Annotated in this window: 22 protein-coding genes; 12 read left to right on the forward strand and 10 right to left on the reverse strand. The window is 48.8% G+C overall.

Going from position 1 to position 25,283, the window contains the following annotated elements; genetic code table 11:
• Positions 1-21 precede the first annotated feature (21 nt).
• Positions 22-963: a ParA family protein gene (locus C7B65_RS14360; protein WP_073069750.1), complete on the reverse strand. Its 942-nt coding sequence runs from the start codon at positions 961-963 to the stop codon at positions 22-24.
• A gap of 222 nt (positions 964-1,185) precedes the next feature.
• Here C7B65_RS14360 and C7B65_RS14365 point away from each other — a divergent pair, with 222 nt between their 5' ends.
• Positions 1,186-2,838 (forward strand): B12-binding domain-containing radical SAM protein, encoded by a 1,653-nt coding sequence (locus C7B65_RS14365; protein ID WP_073069751.1) that lies wholly within the window; start codon positions 1,186-1,188, stop codon positions 2,836-2,838.
• Here C7B65_RS14365 and C7B65_RS14370 read toward each other — a convergent pair.
• Complete coding sequence (locus C7B65_RS14370; protein ID WP_219898547.1) at positions 2,792-3,922, reverse strand: SGNH/GDSL hydrolase family protein; 1,131 nt, start codon at positions 3,920-3,922, stop codon at positions 2,792-2,794. The two genes, C7B65_RS14365 and C7B65_RS14370, sit on opposite strands and share 47 nt — an antisense overlap.
• 275 nt (positions 3,923-4,197) lie before the next feature.
• On the opposite strand from C7B65_RS14370, the gene C7B65_RS14375 reads away from it, so the two are divergent.
• From C7B65_RS14375 to C7B65_RS14385, 3 genes are all read left to right on the forward strand, one after another.
• A complete protein-coding gene (locus tag C7B65_RS14375; RefSeq protein WP_223257290.1) occupies positions 4,198-4,911 on the forward strand; it encodes a diacylglycerol/polyprenol kinase family protein in 714 nt (237 codons plus the stop codon).
• Between the two features lie 160 nt (positions 4,912-5,071).
• On the forward strand, positions 5,072-5,692 hold the full coding sequence (locus tag C7B65_RS14380) for a DUF3038 domain-containing protein (protein ID WP_073069754.1): 621 nt from the start codon (positions 5,072-5,074) through the stop codon (positions 5,690-5,692).
• A gap of 30 nt (positions 5,693-5,722) precedes the next feature.
• Positions 5,723-7,129 (forward strand): DUF4335 domain-containing protein, encoded by a 1,407-nt coding sequence (locus C7B65_RS14385; RefSeq protein ID WP_073069755.1) that lies wholly within the window; start codon positions 5,723-5,725, stop codon positions 7,127-7,129.
• A gap of 62 nt (positions 7,130-7,191) precedes the next feature.
• Here the strand turns inward: C7B65_RS14385 and C7B65_RS14390 are convergent, their stop codons facing one another.
• Positions 7,192-9,039 (reverse strand): serine/threonine protein kinase, encoded by a 1,848-nt coding sequence (locus tag C7B65_RS14390; RefSeq protein WP_181314399.1) that lies wholly within the window; start codon positions 9,037-9,039, stop codon positions 7,192-7,194.
• Positions 9,040-9,700: 661 nt separating this feature from the next.
• Between C7B65_RS14390 and C7B65_RS14395 the strand changes: the two genes are divergently transcribed.
• From C7B65_RS14395 to C7B65_RS14405, 3 genes are read left to right on the forward strand one after another with little or no spacing between them, the layout of a single operon-like run.
• Entirely contained in the window at positions 9,701-9,910 is a 210-nt protein-coding gene (locus C7B65_RS14395; protein ID WP_073069757.1) for a DUF2997 domain-containing protein, read from the forward strand.
• Between the two features lie 42 nt (positions 9,911-9,952).
• Positions 9,953-10,339, forward strand: coding sequence for a DUF1257 domain-containing protein (locus C7B65_RS14400; RefSeq protein WP_073069758.1), 387 nt, complete (start codon positions 9,953-9,955; stop codon positions 10,337-10,339).
• Positions 10,339-10,803 carry a ferredoxin gene (locus C7B65_RS14405; protein ID WP_073069759.1) on the forward strand — a complete coding sequence of 155 codons (465 nt, stop codon included), beginning with the start codon at positions 10,339-10,341 and terminating at the stop codon, positions 10,801-10,803. Before C7B65_RS14400 ends, C7B65_RS14405 begins: the two co-directional genes overlap by 1 nt.
• Before the next feature lie 61 nt (positions 10,804-10,864).
• On the opposite strand, the gene C7B65_RS14410 is transcribed toward C7B65_RS14405, so the two are convergent.
• The 4 genes from C7B65_RS14410 to C7B65_RS14425 form a co-directional block, all read right to left on the reverse strand.
• Positions 10,865-11,449 carry a hypothetical protein gene (locus C7B65_RS14410; protein WP_073069760.1) on the reverse strand — a complete coding sequence of 195 codons (585 nt, stop codon included), beginning with the start codon at positions 11,447-11,449 and terminating at the stop codon, positions 10,865-10,867.
• An 89-nt stretch (positions 11,450-11,538) separates the two neighbouring features.
• Positions 11,539-12,768, reverse strand: a complete 1,230-nt coding sequence (locus C7B65_RS14415; protein WP_073069761.1) for a type II secretion system F family protein — start codon at positions 12,766-12,768, stop codon at positions 11,539-11,541.
• A gap of 87 nt (positions 12,769-12,855) precedes the next feature.
• Complete coding sequence (locus C7B65_RS14420) at positions 12,856-13,962, reverse strand: type IV pilus twitching motility protein PilT (protein ID WP_073069762.1); 1,107 nt, start codon at positions 13,960-13,962, stop codon at positions 12,856-12,858.
• Between the two features lie 116 nt (positions 13,963-14,078).
• On the reverse strand, positions 14,079-16,076 hold the full coding sequence (locus C7B65_RS14425) for a GspE/PulE family protein (protein ID WP_073069763.1): 1,998 nt from the start codon (positions 16,074-16,076) through the stop codon (positions 14,079-14,081).
• A 464-nt stretch (positions 16,077-16,540) separates the two neighbouring features.
• Here C7B65_RS14425 and grpE point away from each other — a divergent pair, with 464 nt between their 5' ends.
• The 5 genes from grpE (at position 16,541) to rsgA (ending at position 22,206) form a co-directional block, all read left to right on the forward strand.
• Positions 16,541-17,266 (forward strand): nucleotide exchange factor GrpE, encoded by a 726-nt coding sequence (gene grpE, locus C7B65_RS14430; protein WP_073069764.1) that lies wholly within the window; start codon positions 16,541-16,543, stop codon positions 17,264-17,266.
• A 257-nt stretch (positions 17,267-17,523) separates the two neighbouring features.
• Positions 17,524-19,491, forward strand: coding sequence for a molecular chaperone DnaK (gene dnaK, locus C7B65_RS14435; RefSeq protein WP_073069765.1), 1,968 nt, complete (start codon positions 17,524-17,526; stop codon positions 19,489-19,491).
• 189 nt (positions 19,492-19,680) lie between these two features.
• Positions 19,681-20,817: a molecular chaperone DnaJ gene (dnaJ, locus tag C7B65_RS14440; RefSeq protein ID WP_073069766.1), complete on the forward strand. Its 1,137-nt coding sequence runs from the start codon at positions 19,681-19,683 to the stop codon at positions 20,815-20,817.
• Positions 20,814-21,062 carry a sulfurtransferase TusA family protein gene (locus tag C7B65_RS14445; protein WP_073069767.1) on the forward strand — a complete coding sequence of 83 codons (249 nt, stop codon included), beginning with the start codon at positions 20,814-20,816 and terminating at the stop codon, positions 21,060-21,062. Before dnaJ ends, C7B65_RS14445 begins: the two co-directional genes overlap by 4 nt.
• A 19-nt stretch (positions 21,063-21,081) precedes the next feature.
• A complete protein-coding gene (gene rsgA, locus C7B65_RS14450) occupies positions 21,082-22,206 on the forward strand; it encodes a small ribosomal subunit biogenesis GTPase RsgA (protein ID WP_083582702.1) in 1,125 nt (374 codons plus the stop codon).
• A gap of 5 nt (positions 22,207-22,211) precedes the next feature.
• Here rsgA and C7B65_RS14455 read toward each other — a convergent pair whose 3' ends face one another.
• From C7B65_RS14455 to C7B65_RS14465, 3 genes are all read right to left on the reverse strand, one after another.
• Positions 22,212-23,441, reverse strand: coding sequence for a DUF445 domain-containing protein (locus tag C7B65_RS14455; protein ID WP_073069768.1), 1,230 nt, complete (start codon positions 23,439-23,441; stop codon positions 22,212-22,214).
• 65 nt (positions 23,442-23,506) lie between these two features.
• Positions 23,507-24,199 (reverse strand): bifunctional demethylmenaquinone methyltransferase/2-methoxy-6-polyprenyl-1,4-benzoquinol methylase UbiE, encoded by a 693-nt coding sequence (gene ubiE / locus C7B65_RS14460; protein WP_073069769.1) that lies wholly within the window; start codon positions 24,197-24,199, stop codon positions 23,507-23,509.
• Between the two features lie 101 nt (positions 24,200-24,300).
• On the reverse strand, positions 24,301-25,263 hold the full coding sequence (locus C7B65_RS14465; RefSeq protein WP_073069770.1) for a response regulator: 963 nt from the start codon (positions 25,261-25,263) through the stop codon (positions 24,301-24,303).
• Positions 25,264-25,283: the final 20 nt, after the last annotated feature.

The raw sequence follows: 25,283 nt of genomic DNA on the forward strand, positions 1-25,283 counted from the left end.
CTTTATCCCTCACATCCACAATTAGTCATCTAGCGAAGAAAGCGCAAACTTTGAAGGGGGCTGATCAACTTTTGCGGCGGTGGACAGCTTTTGCAAAAATTCCTGTGCCATCGTTGCAAAGGCTTTTGCCCCGGCAGTACCTGGGTTTGCTAACACAACAGGCGTAAACGTATCCACGGCTTTCGACACATTCACATCAGGCGGGATTCGCGTTTTAAATAATTTTGCTTCACTAAAATCTTCGTTCAACCGTCGCATCACCTGCCCATAATAGCGACTCGAAAACACGTTTCCCGAAAGTGAGAAGGCAATTCCTAATAAATTGGGACTGATGGGTGTGTCTGCCTTATGCGTTTCTTTCAGCTTGGCGATTCGTCTCTCTAATAGCTGAATTCCGATCAGTGATAGTGGCTCTGGCTTGGCGGGAATGAGGTAGAAGTCACTGGCCAGTAAAGCACTGCGGGTAATCAGGTTATATCCGGGCGCACAGTCTAAAATAATCAGATCATAATCTTTGCGGATTGGCTGCAAAATGCTCTGAATCAAGGTTTTCTCGAAGTTATTCCAAACCTGCTCAAAGTTTGTTTGACCCTGACGAGTTGCCGTTTGGTGCAGCATTTCTGACACCATAAACTCATCGTAGAGATCGATATCGCCGGGTAGTAGGTCTAACCCTTTGACGTTGCAAACATAAGAACGAATCGCCTCCGGGACAGTTGTTGCAAGCTGCTTATCTGACAGAATCGATCGCTTAATTAAATGCCGTAGGGTGCGCTTGTCAGCTCTAATTTTGGCAAAATCTGCGGGGGTCATCAAACTGAGAGTGGCGCTAATTTGCGTGTCTAGATCCACAATCAAGACTTTCTTACCGTGATTTTTGGCGAGGCACGTTGCAATGTTCACAGTGAGGGTAGTTTTGCCGACTCCCCCCTTCATGTTTGCGGTTGCAATGATAAATGCCATGCGCGATATCCTCTCGGTGGTGATGACTGTGAGCCGCAGACTGAATAAGCACTTCATGATACTACTTTGCACTCTCAGTCATAAACTTTATCTAAGCGAAATTCTCTTAGCCAGATCAGTCGGATGATGGCTAAAAGCAGGTGTTAGGCTGAAGGGAGAGTGAAGCCGTTTCAAATCAAGGCTTCATTCCCTGATTATTTTTAGCAAGAAGACTGCCAACCTGTGACTGCATCTGTTTTTGCGGCTGAACGCCGATTATTTACGCCTGCAACTTCTCAAGCTGACGCAATTCCGCTCATATTTGCTTTCCCTAATGAATATAGTGTGGGAATTACGAGTCTGGGTTACCAGGTGGTTTGGGCAACGTTAGCCGCACGGAGTGATCTGGAGGTTAGTCGCTTGTTTACTGACGTTCATGAATCGTTGCCTTCACAGCCAGAGATTCTAGGCTTTTCGATGTCTTGGGAACTCGATTACGTCAATATTCTCGGCTTGCTGGAGTCGTTGGAGATTCCGATTCGATCGTGCGATCGCACCTCTAATCACCCGATCGTCTTTGGCGGCGGCCCCGTTCTCACCGCCAACCCCGAACCCTTTGCAGATTTCTTTGACGTGATATTGCTGGGTGATGGAGAAATTTTGCTGGGTGCGTTTATTGACGCTTATCAAGAAGTTCGACACGCCGATCGTCAAACTCAACTGCGGCACTTAGCGCAAGTCCCCGGCATCTACGTGCCCAGTTTGTACACGGTGACTTACAAAAGTCCTGATGGGGCGATCGTGCGAATTGAGCCGATCGACTCCACAACTCCCGCCCGCATCGAAAAGCAAACCTATCGCGGCAATACGCTTTCAGCCTCGACGGTTGTCACCGAGAAAGCCGCCTGGGAAAATATTTATATGGTGGAGGTGGTGCGGAGTTGCCCAGAGATGTGCCGCTTTTGCCTCGCCAGTTATTTAACGCTGCCATTTCGGATCGCTGATGTTGAAGAGTCGCTGATTCCCGCGATCAAGCGGGGTCTGCAAGTTACCGATCGGCTGGGCTTATTGGGCGCATCCGTCACGCAACATCCAGAGTTTGAGAGCCTGCTCGATTATCTCAACAAACCACAGAACGATTCTGTAAGAGTCACTATTGCCTCAGTTCGGACGAACACGGTGACTGAGAAACTGGCGCAGATGTTGACGAAGCATGACACCAAATCAATCACGATCGCCGTTGAAAGTGGCTCCGATCGGCTGCGTCAAATCATCAACAAAAAGCTGACCAATGACGAGATTATTCAAGCCGCCATCAACGCTAAAGCGGGTGGACTGAGTGCTATCAAACTTTACGGAATGGCAGGCGTTCCTGGCGAAGAACCGGAGGATTTAGAACAAACTGTCGCGATGATGCGCGAAGTCAAAAAGGCGGCTCCGGGGCTGCGGCTCACTTTGGGATGCAGCACATTTGTTCCCAAAGCCCACACGCCTTTTCAGTGGTTTGGGGTCAATACTCAAGCCGAAAAGCGACTTCAGTTTCTGCAAAAGCAGTTGCGGCCCCAAGGCATTGATTTTCGTCCTGAAAGCTACAACTGGTCTGTGATTCAGGCGTTATTATCGCGGGGCGATCGTCGCCTCTCTCACCTGTTAGAACTCACCCGACATTACGGCGATTCACTGGGTAGCTATCGCCGCGCCTTTAAAGAACTGCGGGGACAGCTTCCTGAGATGAGCTTCTACGTCTACGATACGTGGTCACTGGATCAGGTTTTACCCTGGAGCCACCTGCAAGGGCCGTTACCCCAAGCCACCTTGCAAAAACATTTGATGACCGCGATCGAGCAATTCACTCAACCCCCACAGCAACTTCTTCAGACTGCATCCTGTTTGTGACAGGTTGCTTGAGAATCTTCTTACGCCTTAAAGCTGCTCCTGTTCCCAAGAACGTCCCTAGCGCCAAAAGCCCGACAACTGGAGATGATTCTGGGATCGATTTAGACTTCAGCACCGAGTAAGCATATTCTCCAAGGACTTCGTGCCCTTTGGTAGTGGGGTGAAGCGGATCCCAAAACAAAAAGTTAGGTGCGTCTTTAACGGGATCGCAAGGCGTAGACGGCGATGGAGCACCGGGAAAGAGCGGTGTCGCAGGTAAACACTGTTCAGTCACGTTGGTGAACCCAAAGCGGCTGGGATTGGCGATCGCGTCGTTAACTAAAGCATTCACATCAAAAGGAATGATATTAACGCCCAAAGTTGAGGGTAAAACGCCCAAGGTTTGAGCCAAAGCAGTATTGTGAGTACTACTTAAAAAACTTAACCCCTGCGATCGCACCGGATCTTCTCGTGTCAAGGGAAGTTTGCCCAGATCAGGCAGGTTCGCGATTAGAAAGTTTTTGGCTCCACCCGCTGCCAGTTTTGTGACCGCCGTGCCGAGATTAAAGATCGCGCTCTGAACCGTTCCTTGAGGGTCAGTGAGGTTGGGATTTAGATAATCGTTGGCACCTGCCCACAGAATGTAGAGAGCATCCTGATCAGGAGTCGGATTCTGTCCTTGAAAAGTCGCGATCTGCTGCTGCAACCCCGGTAGCGTACTCGGAAATCCAAACTGATTTAGCAGTGGGTTTAACCCGTTCTCTGTCCCTGTTGTGGCTCCACCATAGGCAAAGTCATTGCGGGTATCTAAACTAAGACCTAAATCTTTTGCCAGATATTCAACCCAGACTGGGCCGTTTGAGAAGCGCCCATTGGCATAACCAGCCGACAAACCGCCACCAGAGGCAGGCAAAGCAGGTGGCGGAATCAACCCGTTTGTGTCTCGGAAAACGTTTCCGACATCAGAGAGGCTGTCACCAAACACATATAAATTCTGAAAGCTGGCTGCCTTGGCTGCGTTGGGCAGTGACACGATCGCCGCGATCGGCAATGCAGTCAACGACAGAATGAGCGATCGCTCAAAGGAAGTTCTGAATAGAGACACGTAATTCTCTCCAATGTGAAAAAAGTTTATGTAAACGAGAAATCTAACTCGTAGCTCTAACTAAGTTCTCTACTTATTACGCCAACATTTCTTCCACTACGGATCGTCCTTTATGAAATCTTTACTGAGAGTAAAGAAATCTACTGAGTCGAGCAATCTATAAACGTTTCACAAACTCTCTTCTACCCGAATGATAGAGAAGAAAGCAACAGTCCTTACAATAAAGAAGCCACATATCCGCGTTTCTTGTGATTCCCTGCTTAGTCCATCCTGTATTGACTTCATCCTTGCTTCCCGACTTTAGAGGCAGTTCGCTCCAAACGTTGGGATATCAGATTGGGATCGCTTTAACCTGGCTAGCGATCGTCGGCTTACTCGCAGAAGCAGCCAAACGCTTTGGCAAAGCAGAAAACGAAGTGATTCGCAAAGTGGTTCACATTGGCACCGGAAACGTCATTTTGATCGCATGGTGGCTGAAGATTCCGCTATGGGTTGGGGTTTCAGCATCGATTTTGTTTAGCGCGATCGCCCTCCTGTCCTATTACATGCCGATTCTTCCCAACATCAACGGCATCGGTCGCAAAAGCTTTGGCACTTTTTTCTACGCAGTTAGCATCGGTGTGCTGGTGGCTTGGTTTTGGTCAATCAATTTACCGCAATACGCCGCTTTGGGAATCTTGGTAATGACCTGGGGTGATGGTTTGGCGGCGCTGATTGGTAAACGCTTCGGTCGCCACGTCTATAAACTGTGGGATATGCAAAAAAGCTGGGAAGGTTCTCTAACAATGGCGCTGGTTAGCTATGCAGTGAGCTTGCTCATTCTGATTGGGACGATCGGGAATATCTGGCAAGTCTGGCTAATTTCGCTCGTCGTTGCCCTCGTCGCAACCGGGCTAGAAGCCTTCTCAAAGTTTGGGATTGATAACCTGACCGTGCCGATCGGCAGCGCTGCGATCAGCTTCTTTTTAAGCCAGTTACTGTTGCCCTAAATTCGATCCGCCAAAGGGGTGAGAGACTGGAAACGCCACTACCGCTAGACTGAGGATAGTAAACTCTCAGTAAGGAAACTTTTCTCGATCTCGAAAAGTCGATTGTTTCAGAACTTGAAACCATTTCTCCCAAGCTCAGATTGTCTCCTACCTTGTAACTATGACCTCCATCGTGAAGCCGCCCAGCCCAGCCCCTAATTGGGAAGAACTTTCTTTAACCTCTCAGCCCGACCCTGAGCAATTGGACAACATTAAAGCCCAATTGGATCTGATCTTGCTGGCACTTGAAGCGATCGCGGGCATCAGTTCTGAGGCAATGCTGCAAGCGGCAGCCGATCTGGGCTTAGAGTCGGTGGTTGCCGATCGGGTGTCTCTCTGGCGGTTACGTCAATCTAGCCCGTTAAGAAAAGGTCAAGGCGGCCGCAAGAAACTCGATGTCGAAGAAGCACGAGCGCTCTCGCTGATTATCTGCCACCTCGCAAAACAGCATAATGAATTGGTGCGTCGAGCCGTCGCTTTGTTAGAACAGCTTGCCGAACAAAACCGAGAACCCCACCAAGCCTCTCTATTAGGAAATTACTTAGATGCGTTTCACAACACTTACCAAGAGCGAATGGAAGACGGGGAAACGGTGCCAACCGAGATCCTGACTCATCTGGCACTCAAGCTGTTAATTGACTTACTGTTTTACGGCAGTTCAAACGGAGTCCGGCGGCTCTGGCTGATCTTGTTGGAGCGATCGATTCAATCTCCCCAGTCTTCTCTAACTTCTCACGCCTAACTCTCTCTGACGTATTTCACTTTTGAACCCATGTCCTTCTCTAACTCAGTGACCCGACGGTATACGCCGCCCACTTGTACGCTGGCAATCTCTGCGAAAGACTCGCCCCTCTCTCGTTGGATGGGTCGCTCTATGTTGAAACATCTGCGTTTTAAGCTCAGTTTTGACGACCCCAGAGTTAGCGATGACCACTGGGTGACGGTGCAGGGCGATCGGACTCAGCTAGAATCACTCTCTCAAGTGGTCACTGCTTATGTTCAGCAGTTTCTTAACCAATCCATCACCCTTCTAAACGCCGCTCATCGTGCAGAGAATGAGGTCAACCCAAGCCTTAATTCCGCGATCGCTTCAACTTTGAGCGTGATGTCTCGTCCTACTCTCAGTGATGCCAACTTAGGGTCTGAAACCAACCCCGCTAAAATTTCAATTCAGCCCAGCGGTATCCTCTCCCATGAACTATTTTTAGGAACCCTGGCAACTCCAGAATCTGGGGCCTCGATTCGATTGAGTGCGGTGCAGCTTGCAGATCTCGCCAGCGCTTTAGATGACTATGCCGCAGATGTTACGGCACTCCCTAATCTCAACCGTCCCGCTTGGGCAAAAACGTCTCCTCAGTGGACGAGTCTTGCCGCAACTGCGCTGATCGCCTTTGGGCTGACTGCCTCTGTCCTACGGTTGCTTGATCGTCCCGCTCCCAATCAAACCGTTGCCACGGGCAGTCAGGGAGCCAGCAGCAGCGATCAGCGTCTTGCCGTTCAACCGTTACCGAGTAGCCCCAGTCCTAGCCCATTAGCCACTTTGCCCACCGCTCCCCCACTCACCTCAATTCCTAATCCACCTGCTCCATCGATCAATCAAACCACTCCTTCAACGGGCACTCTGCCTAAGATCACCGTTCCGCCTGCTCCTGCCAATTCCGTTCCGGTAGAACCGCCTCCCGGAGCCATTACCATTCAACCTGCACCGTCGGGCGATCGTCCAGATGTCTATCCCGTGTCTCCTATACCAGGAAGCCGTTCAGAGGGTAACGCCAAGATTCGTAGCGCTCCAAACCCGTCTGCGGCAAGTCAAAGTGCCGGGGAGCGAACCGCGATCGCGCCCAGCAGCACCAGCCGTGCCCTCAGCAAAGACAGCACTGCTTTTGACACCATTCCTCAGGTCGCCGAAGTTAGACAATTCTTTCAGAAGCGTTGGAAAGTTCGCCCAGAGCTAACTGAGAAGCTGGAATATAGTGTGACTTTAAATGCTGATGGTTCTATTCTGAACGTGGAACCCCTCAGCCAAGTGGCAGGCGACTATATTGATCGCACAGGAATGCCCCCCTGGAATGAACCGTTTGTGTCACCCATTAAAGGCGGAGGTAGCGCCGTGATTAGAGTGGTTCTCAGCCCAAATGGAAGCGTTCAAACCTTCTTACAGTCAGCCAATGGTCAATAAAAAAGGTGGGAGTGTTCTATAAACGCTCCCACCTTCACTGAATCAATCACCTACCGCTAACTTCAATAAACTTCTACCGAAAGCGCAAAATTCTCGGCTTTAGTCGACGACACTTCGAGGGTATATTCACCATCCGTCCGCAGTCGCCCTTGCCAGTCACGAGACTTGCTACTACCGCCGATGCGCTGACCGTTAGGTGCGATCGCGCTAAAGTTTACCTCTCCTGCCACCACTTTCACCGCCATAATCTGCCGACTTTTTGCTTTCAACAAATATTGGCGTTTGTGATTAGCCTCAACTTTGCCAGTCACAGTTGTTGCAGATTTGCCGCGATCGAACTTGATCACTTGCGTGTCTGAATAGTCAGAACGACTCAATGGTGTGATCGAAATATCTAGCGAGTAAACGCCATTTCCGCTCACCTGAATCGTATACTGCTCGGTTGCAGGAAGTCGCCCTGTCCAATTGCGAGTTTGATGAGCAGCCGTGTCAACGCCTTGTTGATTTGCTCGCAGCACACTCATAATCACGCCGGACGACCCATCTAAAGTAGCCGTCATCAGTTGCCCCTGAGTCGCCTCTAAAACATAAAGCTTTGGGTCATCTTGCAGATTTCCCGGTATCACCATTGAGGTTTCACCAGAGAGAAACTCGATTCGCTGCGGTTGGCTGTTGCTAGACGACACAGTGTTGCTTGCAACCTCTTTAGCAGGGAGACTAATCGTTTGCTGAGTCGAACCCAAAGGCAGTGTGACCTTAAACAGGTGCGTCCCAATTCCCAGGGTCGCTAGAAGACTTGCCGCGATCGCTGCCCCAATTCCTTGATTTCGGGGTTGTTTAAGTTGACTCGACGAAACCTTCTTTAGCGGTTGCGAAGATGCACTGTCCTGATTGTGAGCCGTCATATAAAGTTGAGTTTTGATGGTGGTTACCTGTGGACTAGCGCGATCGCGTGACGCAGGCGCAATGTCCCGATTATCCAGTTGCGGAGGAGACAGCATCGGGTTGAGAAGTGTTCTTTGCATCGCTTCCATCAAGGGCTGTAAATCTGCCCACGTCTCTCGTGCCGATTGATAGCGATCGCCCGGCTGCAATGCCAGCATTTTCTGCAAAACCAGCGCTAACAACCCGCTAATTTTGGCATAGGGTTGCCACTGCCAAGCCAATGTCTGACTGTCTAATAACCCTTGAGGTTCACGACCTGTGAGCAACACAAGAGAAGTAGCACCTAGCGCATAAAGGTCACTATGGGGAGAGACATTTCCGGTTTGCAACTGTTCAGGAGGCGCATAACCCACTTTGCCGACGCGGGTAATACTTGAGACGATCGGCCAGTGACTCGCGGCTTCCTTCACGGCTCCAAAATCAATCAAGACAGGCAGTTCTACGGGTAAATTTTCACTTGCAGGTTGACCAAACAGTTGCTCAAAGCCCTGATTGTGGCTCCTGAGAATAATGTTTTCGGGGGAAATATCTCGGTGTACGATGTCACGATCGTGAAGATAGCTCAGAACAGGCAACAAGTAATTGAGAAGGTGTAAGACTTCTGTCTCTGAAAACGCCTGTCCTTTTTGTTTACGCGCTTGCAATAAACTCCGATAAGTTTGCCCCTTCACAAAGTCTTGCACCAAAAATAAGCGTTGCTCGTCTTCAAACGCTGCCCAAAAACGGGGAATCTGAGGATGCTGAATCTGGTAGAGCGTACTGGCTTCACGTTGAAATAGGGTTTTGGCTTTCTCGACCAAAGCATCATCTTGATAAGGAACCGTAAACTCCTTTAAAACACACGGCTCGTTAAACCGCTCTTGATCGATCGCCAAATAGGTTCGACCAAATCCACCTTGACCCAAGACTTGTTTGATCAAATATCGCTGGCGAAGCAACGTTCCTAAAGAGATAGAGGACACCATTTCAGTTTGCATAGCTTTGGAGGACAAGGAGCACCTAGAAGGACTAGTCACTGTAGCGATTATTACTCAATCTCTCTCTAAGTACTCATGGGGCATGACCCCTCATAGGGCTACCCTACCTTCTAGAAGTCTTTTGGCGTAAAGACTTTTTGTTTTATGACTAAGATTGCCCAAAACTAAACGCTCTAAAATGCTCATTCAGGCTTTGTTAGGGTTCGTGAATGAACTAGTCAAATATACGTAACTGCTCTTAACCTGCGCTGCTGAAATGCTGTGGAGAACTGCAAGGTACTTTATTAGCAAAATAACGCACGATCGTAAAAATCTTTAGGCTTCTAATTAGAGTTATCAAGCCTGGATTTGACCAGCAAATCTTCATATCACCCTCAGGACAGAAGAACGTTGAGACCTATTCGAGTATAAATTTTTGTAAAGGTGCTAAATGTGCTGCATTACTTGACTGCAACTGAAAGTTAAGCGAAACTTACACTTACACTCCAAACGCTCTCATAATTCATTAACTTCTGCGACGATTTAATTCGTAGTAAGTTGATTGCTGAAAGTTTAATAGAGTGTAGGAAAAGTTAGAGCAACCGTGTGCATTAACCTGTCTATGCCAGCGATCGAGTCCTTTATATAGACCCTTTGTAGAGCCGAGAGTATGGAAACGCTAGAGTTCGTGATCTACCCAGACGGTCGAGTGCAAGAGAAAGTTACGGGCATCATTGGGGCTTCTTGTGCAGAGGTAACGGCCGCGATCGAGGCGCAACTCGGTCAAGTCTTGACCCAAGAACACACCTCCGAATATTTCGCGCAAACCGTTCAGCAGTCTGCTGCTGTGACGACTCAAGCGACGTTTAGTAACTGGTAAGTCTTCTCAATTTGTAAAGTTTTAGATGCGTTAATAACTGCCATGTCACACTTCAGCCAAATCAAAACTCAAATTCGTAATTTACCTTCCTTGAAGTCTGCTTTAGATGATCTCGATATTGACTGGAAATCTGGCCCTCGCGAAGTTCGTGGCTACAAGGGCCTAACTCACACTGCCGAAGTTGTCATCGAGCAAGACAACGGCTACGACATCGGGTTTGCTTGGAATGGTCAGTCTTATGAACTCGTTTCTGATCTGCAATTTTGGAAGCAAGACAGCCCCGTTGACTATTTCTTAAGCAAAGTGACTCAGCGTTATGCTTATCACACGATCGTCAACGAAAGCGCTCAGAAAGGATTTCAAGTTTCTGAACAGAAGCGCAATCAAGATGGCTCAATTCGGCTAGTTTTGCAACGCTGGAGCGCATGATGTCTTCCTCCCAATTGCCACATTCAGGTGACGACTTTCCGACTACGGACAGGACAGGATTTGAACCAGAGTTAGGTGGTTTTTTGCGAGATGCAGAAGCCCGATCGGGGTTTGAACCAGAATTGGGAGGTGCCTTTAGACAGAAGGGCGTTTACGTCGATGAACTCGTCTGCATCGGCTGCAAACATTGCGCTCACGTGGCTCGTAATACTTTCTACATCGAGCCTGACTATGGGCGTTCTCGTGCAATCCGTCAAGACGGAGACTCAGAGGATCTGGTTCAGGAAGCGATCGACACCTGCCCCGTTGACTGCATTCATTGGGTTGATTACACAAACTTGAAAAAGCTAGAGGAAGAACGCAAATATCAGGTGATTCCGGTAGTTGGGTTCCCGATTGATCATGCGATGGTGGCAACCAGTCGGCGCAAACAAAGGATGAAGGCTAAAAAACAGGGACAATAATGTTCGAGTCCTGTTTAGGGCTAAGGCTCCAGTAGCTAGTTACTGGAGCCTTTTTGATTTTCTAATCCTCAATTTTTGCGACTTCAGAAGCCATTTCTTCAGTTTCTTCTTGATCGACTACTAACATTTGGGTCACAAAAGGTAGGCCAGCGCCTTTCAGCCCTTTTTTAATTCGCTCAGGAGTCTCTTCAAAGACGACAAAAAGCGGATAAATCTTGGCAGCGCCCTCACTGAGAATATGTTGATAGCGAGGCGGCATAACCCATTCGTAATCTTTGTCTAACAGAACCTGAGTGCGCCGCCAACGACTCAAAAAGTCAGAAAAATCTTCTTCGGGTTGGTGAATAAAAATAAAAATTTCCCGCCCTGTTTTGATTTTCCATTCTGGGTCGCACATGACGATCGCAATATCACAAGGCAACATCAGCGACTCAACCGTTGTAATGGTCATGTGACCACTCGCTGACGGAGACGAATGACGAAGCTTGACGATCGGAAGCGGAATCGTAATCACGCTTTCTTCAGGTCTTCGCATACTGGGCAACATTTCTAGATAAGCCCGATAGCGTTTGAGCAGCGCGATCGCTTCAGCAGGTTGACTATAGGCTGCCAACAGTTCTTCGTAGTGAGTTTTTTGAATTGACATAAAAGACATCTCTCATAAAAAAAGTCAGAAGCTAGAATTCAATCTTGTCTAACTTCTGACCTCGCTGTGTTTAAAGGTTCTAAGTGTAGTTAACCAAGTTTCTCAAACACTTTGAACATCGGTAAATACATTGCTAACAAGATGCTTCCGACCATGCCGCCTAAGAACAGAATCATAATCGGTTCCATAATGCTGGTCAGAGCTTTAACGGCTTGCTCGACTTCATCTTCATAAAAGTCAGCCACTTTCATCAGCATTTTGTCAAGTTCTCCCGTTTCTTCCCCGATGCTCATCATCTGAATGGCCATCGGCGGAAACACCTGTTCTTTTTGCAACGCAATGCTGATCATGCCGCCCGTCTGAATTTCTTTTCTGGCTTCGTCGATCGCGTTAGAAATCACCTGATTTCCGGCAGTGTCTCGCACAATCTCTAAGCACGTCAAAATCGGGACACCAGAGCGAGTCAGCGCACCAAAAGTTCGGCAAAATCGAGCCGTTGCCGTTTTTTGAATCAAATCTCCAAACAACGGCATTTTCAGAAAGAACCGATCCATCGTTTCCCGTCCTACCCGTGTTTTGTAGTATTGCCTATAAGCAAAAACGACTAGGGGAACCAAAATGATCAGAATGATCACATTAGGACTGCGAAGAAAAAGGCTAATGTTTAACATTGCCTGAGTAAAAGCAGGCAAATCGGTGCCAATCTGCTCAAAGATTCCGGCAAAGATCGGAATCAAAAAGATGGTCATCGCCAGAAAAATGATGGTTGCAAGAAACCCCACCACAACGGGGTAAGTCATCGCTGACTTAATCTGGTTCTGCAATCGTGAAACATCTTCTAGTAATTTAGCTAGGCGATCCAAGACTTCATCTAGTACGCCGCCGACCTCTCCAGCCTGAACCATGCTGGTATAAAGTCCGTCAAAACATTGAGGATGTTTACGCATGGCATCAGAGAGGTTAGTGCCTTGCTGGACATCGGCACTGATTTCCATCAAAGCTTTCTTGAGTTTTGGGTTGGTGCACTGATCAGCCAAAACTCCTAGACCGCGAACCATTGCCACACCCGCATTGACCAAAGCTGCGAACTGACGCGAGAAAACCGCCTTGTCCTTGATCGACACCTGAGCCGTCGCAGCTTGAAACTTTTTAAAGTCAAAGATGTTGTTAGGGTCAAAGCTCTCACTTTGTTTGAGTTCTTGAACAAAAAGCCCTTGATCTCGAAGCGTCGATCGCGCCTCGCTAAGAGAATCAGCGGTCACTTTTTCTTTCTTGGCATTTCCTTTGGAATCTCGGACGCGGGCAACGTAGGTAGGCATAGCTCAGAATCTAAATGAAGAATGAATCGCTAATTTGAAAACGGTAAGGGCTGAAGAACGTTTAGAGAAACCGATCGATCGATTTACTTAACGTTTGCCTCCTGCGACAGCACCTGCGGGCACCCCACCGATCAGTCTTTGAAGCTCGTCTGGACGAGAAGTTTTAGACATTGCGGCTTCAAACGTAATCTGTCCAGCTTTATATAAATCTGCCAGCACCTTTTCCAAGGTTTGCATCCCCAATTTTCCGCCAGTCTGAATAGCAGAATAAATTTGGGCAGTTTTGCCTTCCCGAATCTGGTTTGAGATCCCAGGCGTAATCACCATGAGTTCTTGTGCCATGATTCGTCCATACTCACCGGGTTTAGGGTTCTTCTTGGGCACTAATGTTTGGCTAAAGACTGCGACTAGAGAGTTAGAAAGCTGCACTCTGATTTGGGTTTGCCGTTCAGCCGGGAACACGTCAATCATCCGATCGACCGTCTGAGACGCTGAACTGGTGTGGAGCGTACCAAAAACCAAGTGCCCTGTTTCAGCCGCAGTGATGGCCAGCGAAATAGTGTCTAGATCTCGCATTTCGCCGACCAGAATGATATCGGGATCTTCTCGTAAAGCTGCTTTTAGCGCGTTTGCAAAGCTCTTCGTATCTTCACCCAGTTGGCGCTGGTGAACCAGACTTTTAACGGGTTCGTAAACGAATTCGATCGGGTCTTCAATGGTTAAAATATGTTCGGCGCGGGTGCGATTGATCAGGTCGATCATCGCTGCAAGAGTCGTCGTCTTGCCAGAACCCGTCGGCCCCGTCACCAAAATCAAACCTCTAGGCTTTTCCGACATTTCCCGCACGACATCAGGAAGTCCGAGTTTTTCAAAGTTAGGAATTTTAGAACTGAGCGCTCGCAAGCACGCCGCATAGGTGCCTCGGTCTTTGTAGACGTTGACCCGGAAGCGCGCCAAACCCCGAACCCCATAGGAGCAATCTAACTCCCAATTTTGCTCTAGATTCTTACGCTGGGTGTTGTTCAACATACTGAAAATGAGGCGCTGACATTCTTCAGCGCTCAAAACCTGGTCGCCGATCGGCTGAAGGTGCCCACTAATGCGAAAGTAGGGAGGCAACCCTGCGGTTAGGTGCAGGTCAGAGCCACCCATCTCGATCAGTTGCTCCATCAGGTCTTCAATCATCAACTCCATGCGGTTTGCTCCTTTGGTATGTGGGGATGGATTTCTAAATCAGTTTTTGGAATTTAGTCTACCCAGCGATCGCGTCCGTGCTATCACGGGATCTGTGAGTTGTTAGGAGATCGCCACTATTCTTGAAATCGCGAGGTCGTGCAGTAGGGGCAATCTAGCCATTCTTGCTGCATCTCGGCACCGCAGCCTCGGCAAGTTAGCGAACTCTTGCGTTTAGCCCGCAGTTCTGCCTCTAAGCCAGTGTCGGTGAAGGTGACACGCTCGATTTCCTCAAAAGTAGTCAGACCTGTACGCACTAGATTTAGGCTATAGGAAAGTAGTGTTTGCATGCCTTCTTCGACCGCCGTTTCTTTGATTCGCTCGGTCGGTGCCCCTTCTGTAATCAAGGCTTGAATTCGTTCGGTTACCTTCATCACTTCATAGACTCCCAAGCGTCCTTTGTAACCGCCTCCATTGCACTTCTGGCACAAGGTTCCATTGGCTCTTGCTTGTTGAATCTCGTGAGTTTGCAGCGTATTAGCTCTAAACAACGTTAATTGAGTATCACCAGAACTCGATAAGCCAAATCGCGCCAGTTCTTCGATCGTCGGCATATAAGGTTGTCTACACTCATCGCACACTCGACGCACGAGACGTTGAGCCACAACTCCTAAGAGGGCACCTGAGATCATGAAGGGTTCAACGCCCATCTCATCGAGTCGGGCGATCGCGCCAGCCGCGTCATTGGTGTGCAACGTGGTTAAAACCAAGTGTCCAGTGAGGGCAGCTTCGATCGCCGTCTTTGCCGTTTCGCGGTCACGAGTTTCACCCACCAAAATCACATCGGGGTCTTGCCGCAAAAAGGCTCGTAGCACTGCCGCAAAGTCCATTCCTTTTTCACGTAGAACTTGGACTTGAGTCAGACCAGGCAGCGAATACTCGATCGGGTCTTCTACAGTACTGATATTTACGCCGGGGTCATTGCGTTCAGCCAAGGCAGAGTAAAGTGTGGTCGTTTTACCAGACCCAGTTGGGCCTGTGACTAAAAGCAACCCAAAGGGACGGCTGACCATCTCTTGAACGGTTTCTAGCGAAACTGGATCGGTGATCAGCTTGTGCAAACCCAACTGCGTGACTGCGTTATCCAGAATCCGCAAGACCACCTTCTCGCCGTAACGACTCGGAAGCGTGCTGACTCGAAAGTCTACTTTGCGACCGTCATAAACGCGTCGGATGCGTCCATCTTGAGGCACTCGTCGCTCTGCAATATCGAGCAGCGCAATGATCTTAAAGCGAGCGGTGACGGCAGGAATAATCTTTTTGGGGAAGGGTTCAAATGCTTCTTGCAAGACGCCATCTTTCCGAAAGCGGACTCGCAAAACCTCTTCCTGTGGCTCAATGTGAATATCTGACACGCCCATTTGCAGCGCTTTGATCAAGATTTTGTTGACTAAAGCAATGATCGGTGCGGCTTCGGCATCAGAGGCATCTAAATCTACTTCAGAAGCGTCATCGTCAAGATCTTCACCCAGCGATTCCAAGCCTTCCAGGTCAGATTTGACATCGACTTTTGACTCTTGCTCTATTTGCTTTTGGACTTCTAACGCAGTGTCACGGTGTTGTGACATCAAGCGCTGGTAATCTTCTAACGTGATCACTAATCGCTGGAGGCTTAACCCTTTTGAGCGCAGAATTCGATTTAAGTCGTCTTGAGCAGCCAGGTTATCGGGATCAACCATCGCGACCAACACAAAAGGCGGTTGAGCGTCACTCTGGGCAAGGGGCAATAATTTATAGCGACTGCAAATCTCGATCGGAATCAAGGTATCAATCAACTGACTCATCTGATTAGCCGAAATTTGACTAATTTCTGGATCGAGTGACTCTACGCCATAGAGAATCTTCAGTTCAAATAGTTGTTGCTTCTTGTATTGACGGAGTAAGTCTGGTGGAAGCGGCTGTCCCTTAATTTTCTCTAAAGCGGTAGCAAGCGATTCACCCGATCTACGACTCTCAGCGAGGGCTTGGTTTAACTGCTCACTGTTGACAAAACCAGACTGAATCAGCTTGTTTCCAAACGGGGAGGAATTATTTTGGACGATCAGAGCACGACGCTGAGAAGAGGAGTTAGTCATAATGGCTGAACGAAGATCTCCTTGTAAAACATTCCCAAAAAACTTTAGAAAGACTCGTCAAATGTTCCACGAACTTGCTGAGAGGAGTGAAGTGGATGCAAACGCTCCTTCAGCCCTGCCAAGCTCTATCGACATTTGCTAAGTGAGATCATGGTAATGGCAAATTTGATAGGGGGACGATCGAAATATAGAAGTTGGTACAGATAATAACGGTTGTAGATAGCTCTCGTCGGAGTTTTTTACGACTATTTTTAGAAGATCTTTTTCTAGTATCTATATTTTTCAGATCCAGCAGTCACTTAACCCCTCATTTTTTAGGTGAAATTCAGTCAGAATGCCTTTGTCAGGATATGATGCTTTACGTTTGGCAGGTCGCAGAAACCTAGCATCCTGTAAACGATTAGGTAGGATGAAGAGAAGCCTTAGCTAAGGTAAGCGATCTTTAATGAGGGGATAAGCGCACGATGATTGACGAAGAAAATCAGCTACAAGAGACTCAAGCTTCAACAACTACTTCAGAAGGGGTGCCGACTCTAAATCCGCAACCGGGGGAAAGCGAGGTGCCTCAGACCGATGTTCAAGCTTCTGACGGGCTGCTAGGAGCCGAGAAAGCCCTACCTAAGAACGCGGTGGAGGATGACACCGACTATGAAGCAGCCTTTATGGATCTCCGCTCAACCTTTGCGACAAAAGAGCGAGAGTTAGAGGCTCTAAAAGCGCAGCTAGAAGACCGCAACAATCAATATTTACGAATTGTGGCGGATTTTGAAAACTTCCGCAGACGAACTCAGAAAGAGAAAGAAGACTTAGAGCAGCAGATCAAATGCTCTACCCTCAATGAGTTGCTGCCTGTGGTCGATAACTTTGAGCGCGCCCGATCGCACATCAAACCCCAAACCGACGGGGAGATGAATATTCACAAAAGCTATCAAAGTGTTTATAAGCAACTCGTCGATTGTCTCAAACGAGTCGGAGTGGCTCCGATGCGATCGGACGGGAAAGAGTTTGACCCCAATCTTCATGAAGCCGTCATGAGAGAGCCAACTAGCGAACATCCAGAAGGCACGGTTATTGAAGAACTAGTGCGAGGATATATGCTGGGCGATCGAGTCTTACGGCATGCCATGGTTAAAGTTGCAGCGCCACCAGAAGACGGAGAAATTCCAGCAACCGCAGGGGCAACTGAGTAAACCTTGCATCAAGAGTTTGTAGTTTCATTGCTGTCAGACGAAAGCCCGTGCTACGCTCGAAGCTAAGTAATCTAAGGCTTACTGTGGGTTTGATTTGCAGCTAGGACGTTACAACTATTTGAAGATAGGGAATAATTCGGATTAAGCGACTGAGCTTGTGAATAACTTTCGTGAATGGCTACGGAAAACTCAGGGTATCAGTTGCATCAATCTCTCAGTTCTGCATTCATCTCGCATAATCTTCACCGACGCTAGCTATGGGAAAAGTCATTGGTATCGACTTAGGCACGACCAACAGTTGCGTTGCTGTCTTAGAAGGCGGTCAGCCCGTTGTCATCTCCAACTCTGAGGGCGGAAGAACCACCCCCAGTATGGTTGGCTTTGGCAAGGCTGGCGATCGTTTAGTCGGTCAATTAGCCAAACGTCAAGCTGTCACTAATGCTGAAAACACAATTTTCAGCATCAAACGCTTTATTGGTCGCCGTTGGGACGATACCCAGACAGAGCGTTCTCGCGTTCCCTATAACTGTGTCAAGGGCAAAGATGACACAGTAGACGTGCAAATTCGGGGACGGAACTATACGCCTCAAGAAATCTCAGCCATGATTCTGCAAAAGCTTAAGCAGGATGCTGAGAATTACTTAGGAGAGGCAGTTACGCAGGCCGTGATTACCGTCCCCGCTTATTTTAGTGATGCTCAACGTCAAGCGACGAAAGATGCAGGAACGATCGCTGGGCTAGAAGTGCTGCGAATTATTAATGAGCCTACGGCTGCCGCCCTTGCTTATGGCTTGGATAAGCAGGATCAGGAACAATGCGTACTGGTGTTTGACTTGGGTGGCGGCACCTTTGACGTGTCCATTCTTCAGCTAGGAGACGGCGTTTTTGAGGTCAAAGCAACCTCTGGTAATAATCACTTGGGCGGCGATGACTTTGATGGCTGCGTTGTGCAGTGGATGATTGAGGCATTTCGGCAGCAGGAAACCATCGATCTGTCGGTGGACAAGATGGCACTGCAACGTCTGCGAGAAGCAGCAGAAAAAGCCAAGATTGAGCTTTCTGGAACGTTGAGTACTTCTATCAACTTACCGTTCATTACGGCTGATGAGACGGGCCCTAAGCATCTAGAGACGGAGTTGACCCGCTCCAAATTTGAAGAACTGACCAGCACCTTGATCCAAAATACGATCGAGCCAATGAAACAGGCGCTCAAGGATGCCGAACTCACGATCGAGGAGATCGATCGAATTATTCTAGTCGGCGGCTCTACTCGCATCCCATCGGTTCAAGATGCTCTGCGAAAATTCTTTAATGGCAAAGCGCCCGATCGTTCTGTCAACCCCGATGAAGCCGTTGCCCTGGGCGCAGCAATCCAAGCAGGTGTGCTAGGTGGGGAAGTCAAAGACCTGCTGCTGCTCGATGTCACCCCCCTCTCATTAGGAATCGAAACCTTGGGAGAAGTCTTCACTAGAGTGATTGAGCGTAACACCACCGTTCCAACCAGCAAAACTCAAGTCTTCTCCACGGCAACTGACGGGCAAACCTCTGTTGAAATCCACGTCCTTCAAGGTGAACGGGCGATGGCGAAAGATAATAAGAGTTTAGGCAAGTTTCAACTGACGGGCATTCCACCAGCGCCGCGAGGAGTTCCTCAAATTGAAGTTGCGTTTGATATTGATGCTAATGGCATTCTCAAGGTTTCTGCCCGTGATAAAGGCACTAACCGTGAACAGAGCGTCGAAATCTCTAACACTGGCGGCTTAAGCGGCAGCGAGATTGAGCGCATGAAGCAAGAGGCAGAAGTCTTTGCTGAAGAAGACACTCGTCGAAAATATCGCGTTGAGCTACGAAACAAGGCAGACAACTTGTTTTCTAGCTACGAGTCTACGATGCGAGACAATGGTGAGTTTATCAGCGACAGCCTCAAGGCTCAGGCAAACGAAAAAGTTGCCGAACTGAAAACTGCGATCGCCGATCCCAAAATCAGCATTGAGGATCTGACTCAAAAAGTAGATGCGCTGCAACAGATTTTGTTTGCGATCGGCGCTGCCGTCTATGGAAGTCTAAACCAAGACCACGAAGACTTTGGCAAGTCATCGAATAATGACGCTCCGAAAACACCTGCTGCATCAAACAGTGATTTTGATTTTGACAACGACGAAACCGTTCCGGCAGATTTTGAGAATGATGCTACGATCACGGCTGACTATGAAGCGGTCGATTGATCAAAAATACTCAGATGTTCGATCGGAGGCTTCGATTTGCCAAAGTTTGTGACCTCATCCTCATCCGTCCGCTAGATTTATTGCATAAATGCTAGATTTAGGTCTGAAGCGTTGATTTTGACTCAACCAAAATCGCGACTTGTGAGAAGTTTGAGAACCTAGCCCCCTCTACCCCTGACACAGCGTTCTATGGCTCGTGACTATTATGAAATTCTGGGTGTCGCTCGCGAAGCAGACAAGGAAGAAATTAAGCAAGCCTACCGCCGTTTAGCTCGCAAATATCATCCCGATGTCAACAAAGAGACGGGAGGCGAGGAGCGGTTTAAAGAAATTAACCTGGCTTATGAGGTGCTTTCAGAACCTGAAACTCGCGCCCGCTACGATCGCTTTGGCGAGGCAGGGGTTGGGTCTGCAGCAGGTACAGGTGGATTTGATGTCGGCGACATGGGAGGCTTTGCAGACATCTTTGAAAGCTTTTTCAACGGCTTTTCGGGAGGCGCTCCGGGTGGTCAGCAAACTGCTCGTCGGCGAGGCGGTCCAGTTAGAGGCGATGATCTGCGGCTCGACCTCAAGCTCGATTTCCGGGAAGCTGTTTTTGGTGGCGAAAAAGAAATTCGCATTAGCCATTTAGAAACTTGTACGAACTGTAGTGGTTCAGGCGCAAAACCTGGGACTCGTCCTCGCACCTGTTCGACCTGTTCTGGGGCGGGACAAGTTCGTCGAGCGACGCGCACCCCTTTTGGTAGCTTTACTCAAGTCTCAGTCTGTCCAACCTGTAATGGAACGGGGCAGGTCGTTGAGGAAAAATGTGAAGTTTGCAGCGGCGATGGACAGCGACAAGAGACTAAGAAGCTCAAAATCACGATCCCGGCGGGGGTAGATAATGGAACTCGTTTGCGGGTTTCAGAGGCGGGAGACGCAGGACAACGAAATGGTCCTCCCGGAGATCTCTACGTTTATCTGTTCATCAACGAGGATGCTGAGTTTCAGCGAGAGGGCATCAACATCCTGTCTGAGATCAAGGTGAGCTACTTGCAGGCAATTTTAGGAAGTCGCATAGAAATCAACACGGTAGACGGCACCGAAGAGCTGACCATTCCTCCAGGAACCCAGCCTGACACGGTTCTAACGCTAGAAAGCCGAGGAGTGCCCAAGTTGGGAAACCCTGTGAGTCGTGGGGATCACCTGATCACGATTTCAGTAGATATCCCAAATCGCATTAGTGTTGAGGAGCGAGAGTTGCTGGAAAAATTGGCAAAAATTCGGGGCGATCGCGTGGGAAAGGGCGGAATTGAAGGTTTTTTCGGTAAGGTGTTTGGCGGATGAGTGCTTCTGATGTCACTTCTGATTCTTCTAATGTGCAGATGGATCTGCGCGGAACCCCTTGCCCAATTAATTTTGTTCGTACCAAACTGCGTTTAGAGCAAATGCAGCCCGGTTCTTTGCTAGAAGTTTGGCTTGATCCAGGTGAGCCGATCGAGCAAGTTCCTGACAGTTTGACGATGGAAGGATATCGCATTGAAGCGATCGAAGATCGATCTGGCTTCTTCGCCGTGAAAGTCCGTTGCTAGTCTCAAAAGGCTCCTGGTTATGAGTTCTGAGTCAGAAAACTTAACCCGTGTGTCTGATGAAGTGACCCTATCACAAAGCCCAGAGTCTCTCTTGGGCAAGGTTCTGGCGGTTCAAGCAAATTATTATTGGGTGCGGGTAGAAGGGGAGCATCTCAAGTCGATGCTGTTGTGTACTCGGCGATCGCTCTTGAAAAAGATTGGTCAACGGGTGATGGTGGGCGATCAGGTGCGAGTCGAAGAGCCGGATTGGATTCAAGGAAGCGGCGCGATCGCAGAGATTTTCCCGCGTCGTTCTGAGTTGGATCGTCCGCCGATCGCCAATGCTGATCAAATTCTTTTAGTATTTGCGCTGGCAGAACCGACGATTGAGCCTTATCAACTCAGCAGATTTTTGATCAAAGCTGAATCGACAGGCTCAGAGGTCTGTCTTTGCTTAAGTAAGAGCGATCTCGCCATCCTAGAGGAAAAACAACATTGGTCGCAGCGATTAGCAGCATGGGGTTACAACCCGCTTTTTATTAGTGTGCGTCAGAGCATTGGGCTATCAGAGATTCACGATCGCCTCAGTCAGAAAATTACAGTGGTTGCAGGCCCTTCTGGGGTTGGCAAGTCGAGTTTGATTAATCAACTGATTCCCGCCGCAAATTTGCGAACGGGAACCGTGTCGGGCAAGTTGGCAAAGGGTCGCCACACGACGCGCCACACAGAGTTATTTGAGTTGCCACTGGGCGGACTTTTAGCCGATACTCCTGGATTTAATCAGCCTGATTTAGACCGCTCTCCAGAGGATTTAGCGAGCTACTTCCCAGAAATTCGGCAGAGATTAGCAGTAGCGAGATGCCAGTTTAATGATTGCACGCACCGCGACGAGCCGGGGTGTGTAGTGCGGGGAGAGTGGGAGCGCTACGAACACTACTTGATTTTTTTGGAAGAGGCGATCGTCTTTCAAGCTCATCTCAATCAGCAGTCTGACCCCGATGCGGTGATGAAGCTAAAAAGCAAGAAGGGTGAGGCGCAATATGAACCCAGACTCGACACGAAAAAGTATCGGCAAGAGTCGCGGCGGACTCGGCAGCAATCACTTAAGCATGACATCGATCGTTGGATGAAAAGTGATGAAGATGAGAGCGACTCAGTGGATTAATGAATCTAGCGAATCAGCAACACCGCAGACTGAAGCAGACCAATCACAAAACCTAGAATGCCGCCCAAATTAACGATCGCTTGCAGCTCACTTTTCACAATGCCATTAATCGCGTTTTCTAAGTCTGCGGGAGACGTGGCTTTGACTCGATCGACAATTACCTGATCAATATTTAAAATCGGAATCGCTTGAGCCACAATATTTTCGAGATCTCGCTCAAGATATCGCTCTAAAATCAACGCTAACTCCTGACTGATCACTTCTAACGAGCCAGTCACCGCATCCGACGTTTGCAGCCGAGTCAGAATTACCGATGCCACGTTTTCCCAATCAACCGACTCACTTAAGCCCTGCAACACTTCAGCCCCTCGGTCTTGCAGATAGTGACGGACGCTTTCACGCATAGTTTTGCGGAGTTGTCTGACGGTCGAAACGGGGAGGTTTTGCAGCGATAGGTTTCGCAACCATTCCTTTAAACGCGACTTAACGCCCAGCGAGAAGACTAACTCTGCGAGAAGGGTGTTGCAGGCTTCTTTCTCGTCTAAACAGAAGGCTCGTAAACGAACCAGCGAGTTACGAACGCCAAAGAGATTAGCGACGACCCAATAAGTGCCACTAGTTTTTTCGCGAAAGCCCTCGTCAATGACCTGGATGTTGCGATCGGTCAAAAAATCAATCAGCACTTGACGAATGCGATCGGGCGGTGCCACTACTTGAGTCACCCAATCAGCCAGTTTCCCCGATTGGTCATCATTGAGCTGAAACTCTAGAATCACTCTATCGAAAATCTGATTAAGCTGCTCTTCTAGAAATTCTTCGCGCCGTGCCAGCACTTTCAGGAGTCGCGGCAACGACTGTCCAAATAGATCTCGCAGAATGTTTGCCAAGATTTTGGCAGTTTTCTGCTCTTTATCTGATTCAAGTTGCTCAAGTGCCAGTTTTAACAACCACAGCAAAGCACTCTGCACTCGCTCAGTTTGCAGCAACCGACGTGCCAGCTTTTGCAACTCATCGGGAGTCAGCAACGACCCCATAATCGTGTCAGAAATCCGCTTGGCGAGGCGTTCTTGGTTGCGAGGAATCAGACCGGGCGTAAATGGAATGCGCTGTTTGCCGAGGTAGAGTGCCCGATAGGGGCGAAACAGCATTTTGATCGCGACATCGTTGGTGAAATAACCAATAATTCCACCAACAACCGGAGGAGCAACAAAGAGCCAGAGTGTAGAGAGATCCAAGGCAGCGTTTTGAGTTTTGAATATTGAAGGTTGAATGTTGAGGTCAAAACTGAGAACTCAACACTCTATTTCTGTATCACTAATACTCCCATCGTACCCCCGGCAGTGGGATAGTGTGTGGCTGACACAAATCCGGCTTGGTTAGCGAGGCTAACTTGCTTCGCTCCGGTCGGAAATTTATCGAGACTGGGTGCGATGTAGGCATATTCTTCGGTGAAGCCCAGTCGATGAGCTGCCGGAACCACCACTTCATCGAGATACCACTTCTGGAACGATCGCACCCACACATTGTTAGGACGGTGCATGTCGAGAATGGCAGCTTTTGCTCCCGGCTTAAGGACTCGATAGATTTCTTTGAGACTGAGCAAAATATCGGTGACGTTTCGTAGACCGTAACCCATTGTGGCGCAATCAAACTGGTTTTCATCGAAGGGGAGCGTCAAAACATCCGATTCGACCCAGTGAATAGGAGGTTTGAGACAGCGGCGATCGGCTCGATCGCGGGCGACTGCCAACTGAACCGAAGAAAAATCAACGCCATAAACCTGCCCCGTTTTGCCCACTTTTTCGGCTAACATTTGGGCAATGTCCCCGCTACCGCAGCAGAGATCGAGGCACACATCTCCGGGTTTAGCACCGCTCCACTTGACCGCCATCTGTTTCCAGATGCGGTGTTGACCGAAACTGAGAACCGTATTTAGCTCGTCGTAGACAGGAGCGATGCGATCGAACAAGGCTTGGATTTGGTCAGAATTCATCAATTTTGGAGTCAAGACTTAATGAAAGAAGCAAGTCTTTAGAATTCTAGATTTTAAAGACCTCCTTTTTGGCTTTAGGCTGCTAAATCGTAAGAATCAGTTCAAAATTGCGATGCCATCCCTGGGGAATAACGGCTACACGTTAGCGCTAGCGCGATCTGTTGGGCAGACAGATGCAACAGCATTAATTCATCGTCTCTGAGAGTGCAAGGCTGTCTCCATTGCAGTGATAACACCGCCAGCACTTCGCCCCGCAGCGTCACCGGAACAATCAGATGTGCTTGAACGCCAGAATTAGCGTAGTGAGCAACTTCTGACAAGCTTGCATCGGCAGGGACATTCACAGAAACCTGGATTTTTTGAGCGACGATCGCTGCTTGCACCATCGGGTCTTTCTCTAACCAATTTTCTAAAGACTCGGCTGAACTGTAGCTTCCTTGAGCCGTGAGCGTTCCTTGCTCAACGAGTTGCAAAATGCAGCCATCTGCCAGAAAATTCTTGCCAAATGCGGCGGCGATCGGTTCCAGTGTGCTTTCTAAGCTAGAAGCATCTTGAGCGACGTAGACAATCGTCGAGAGCAGAGCGGTTTGAGCTTGCGATCGTCGCAGTTCTTCAGTCCGTTGTTTTAGCAACTCGTAAGTTTCGGCGGCTCGCTGCACCACCGCTTTCAGCTCGCTAGGGTCCCAAGGCTTGGTGATGTATTTGTAGACTTGTCCTGAGTTAATCGCTTCAACCAGATCCTCAACGTCGGTAAATCCGGTGAGAATAATCCGCATCGTGTCGGGAAACTGGGGCACGGTACGGCTCAAAAATTCCGTTCCTTTCATTTCGGGCATCCGTTGATCGGAGATAATCACCGCGACTTCTCCTTCAGCAGACAGCACTTCTAAGGCTTGAATTCCGCTTTCGGCTTTGAGAACTTGAAAATCTCGCCGAAAGGTGCGGTAAAGCAAATCAAGATTATCTGGCTCATCGTCAACCACCAGCATTTTGGTCTTTTTAGGACGCTCTAAACTCATCGACTGGCGGCTAACGGGATCAAGCTCTGGAACTGTATATTCCATCAATCACTAACTCCTTCGCA

Origin of the sequence: Phormidesmis priestleyi ULC007 (genome assembly GCF_003003695.1) — a bacterium.
GTDB classification, from domain to species: Bacteria; Cyanobacteriota; Cyanobacteriia; order Leptolyngbyales; family Leptolyngbyaceae; genus Phormidesmis_A; species Phormidesmis_A priestleyi_A.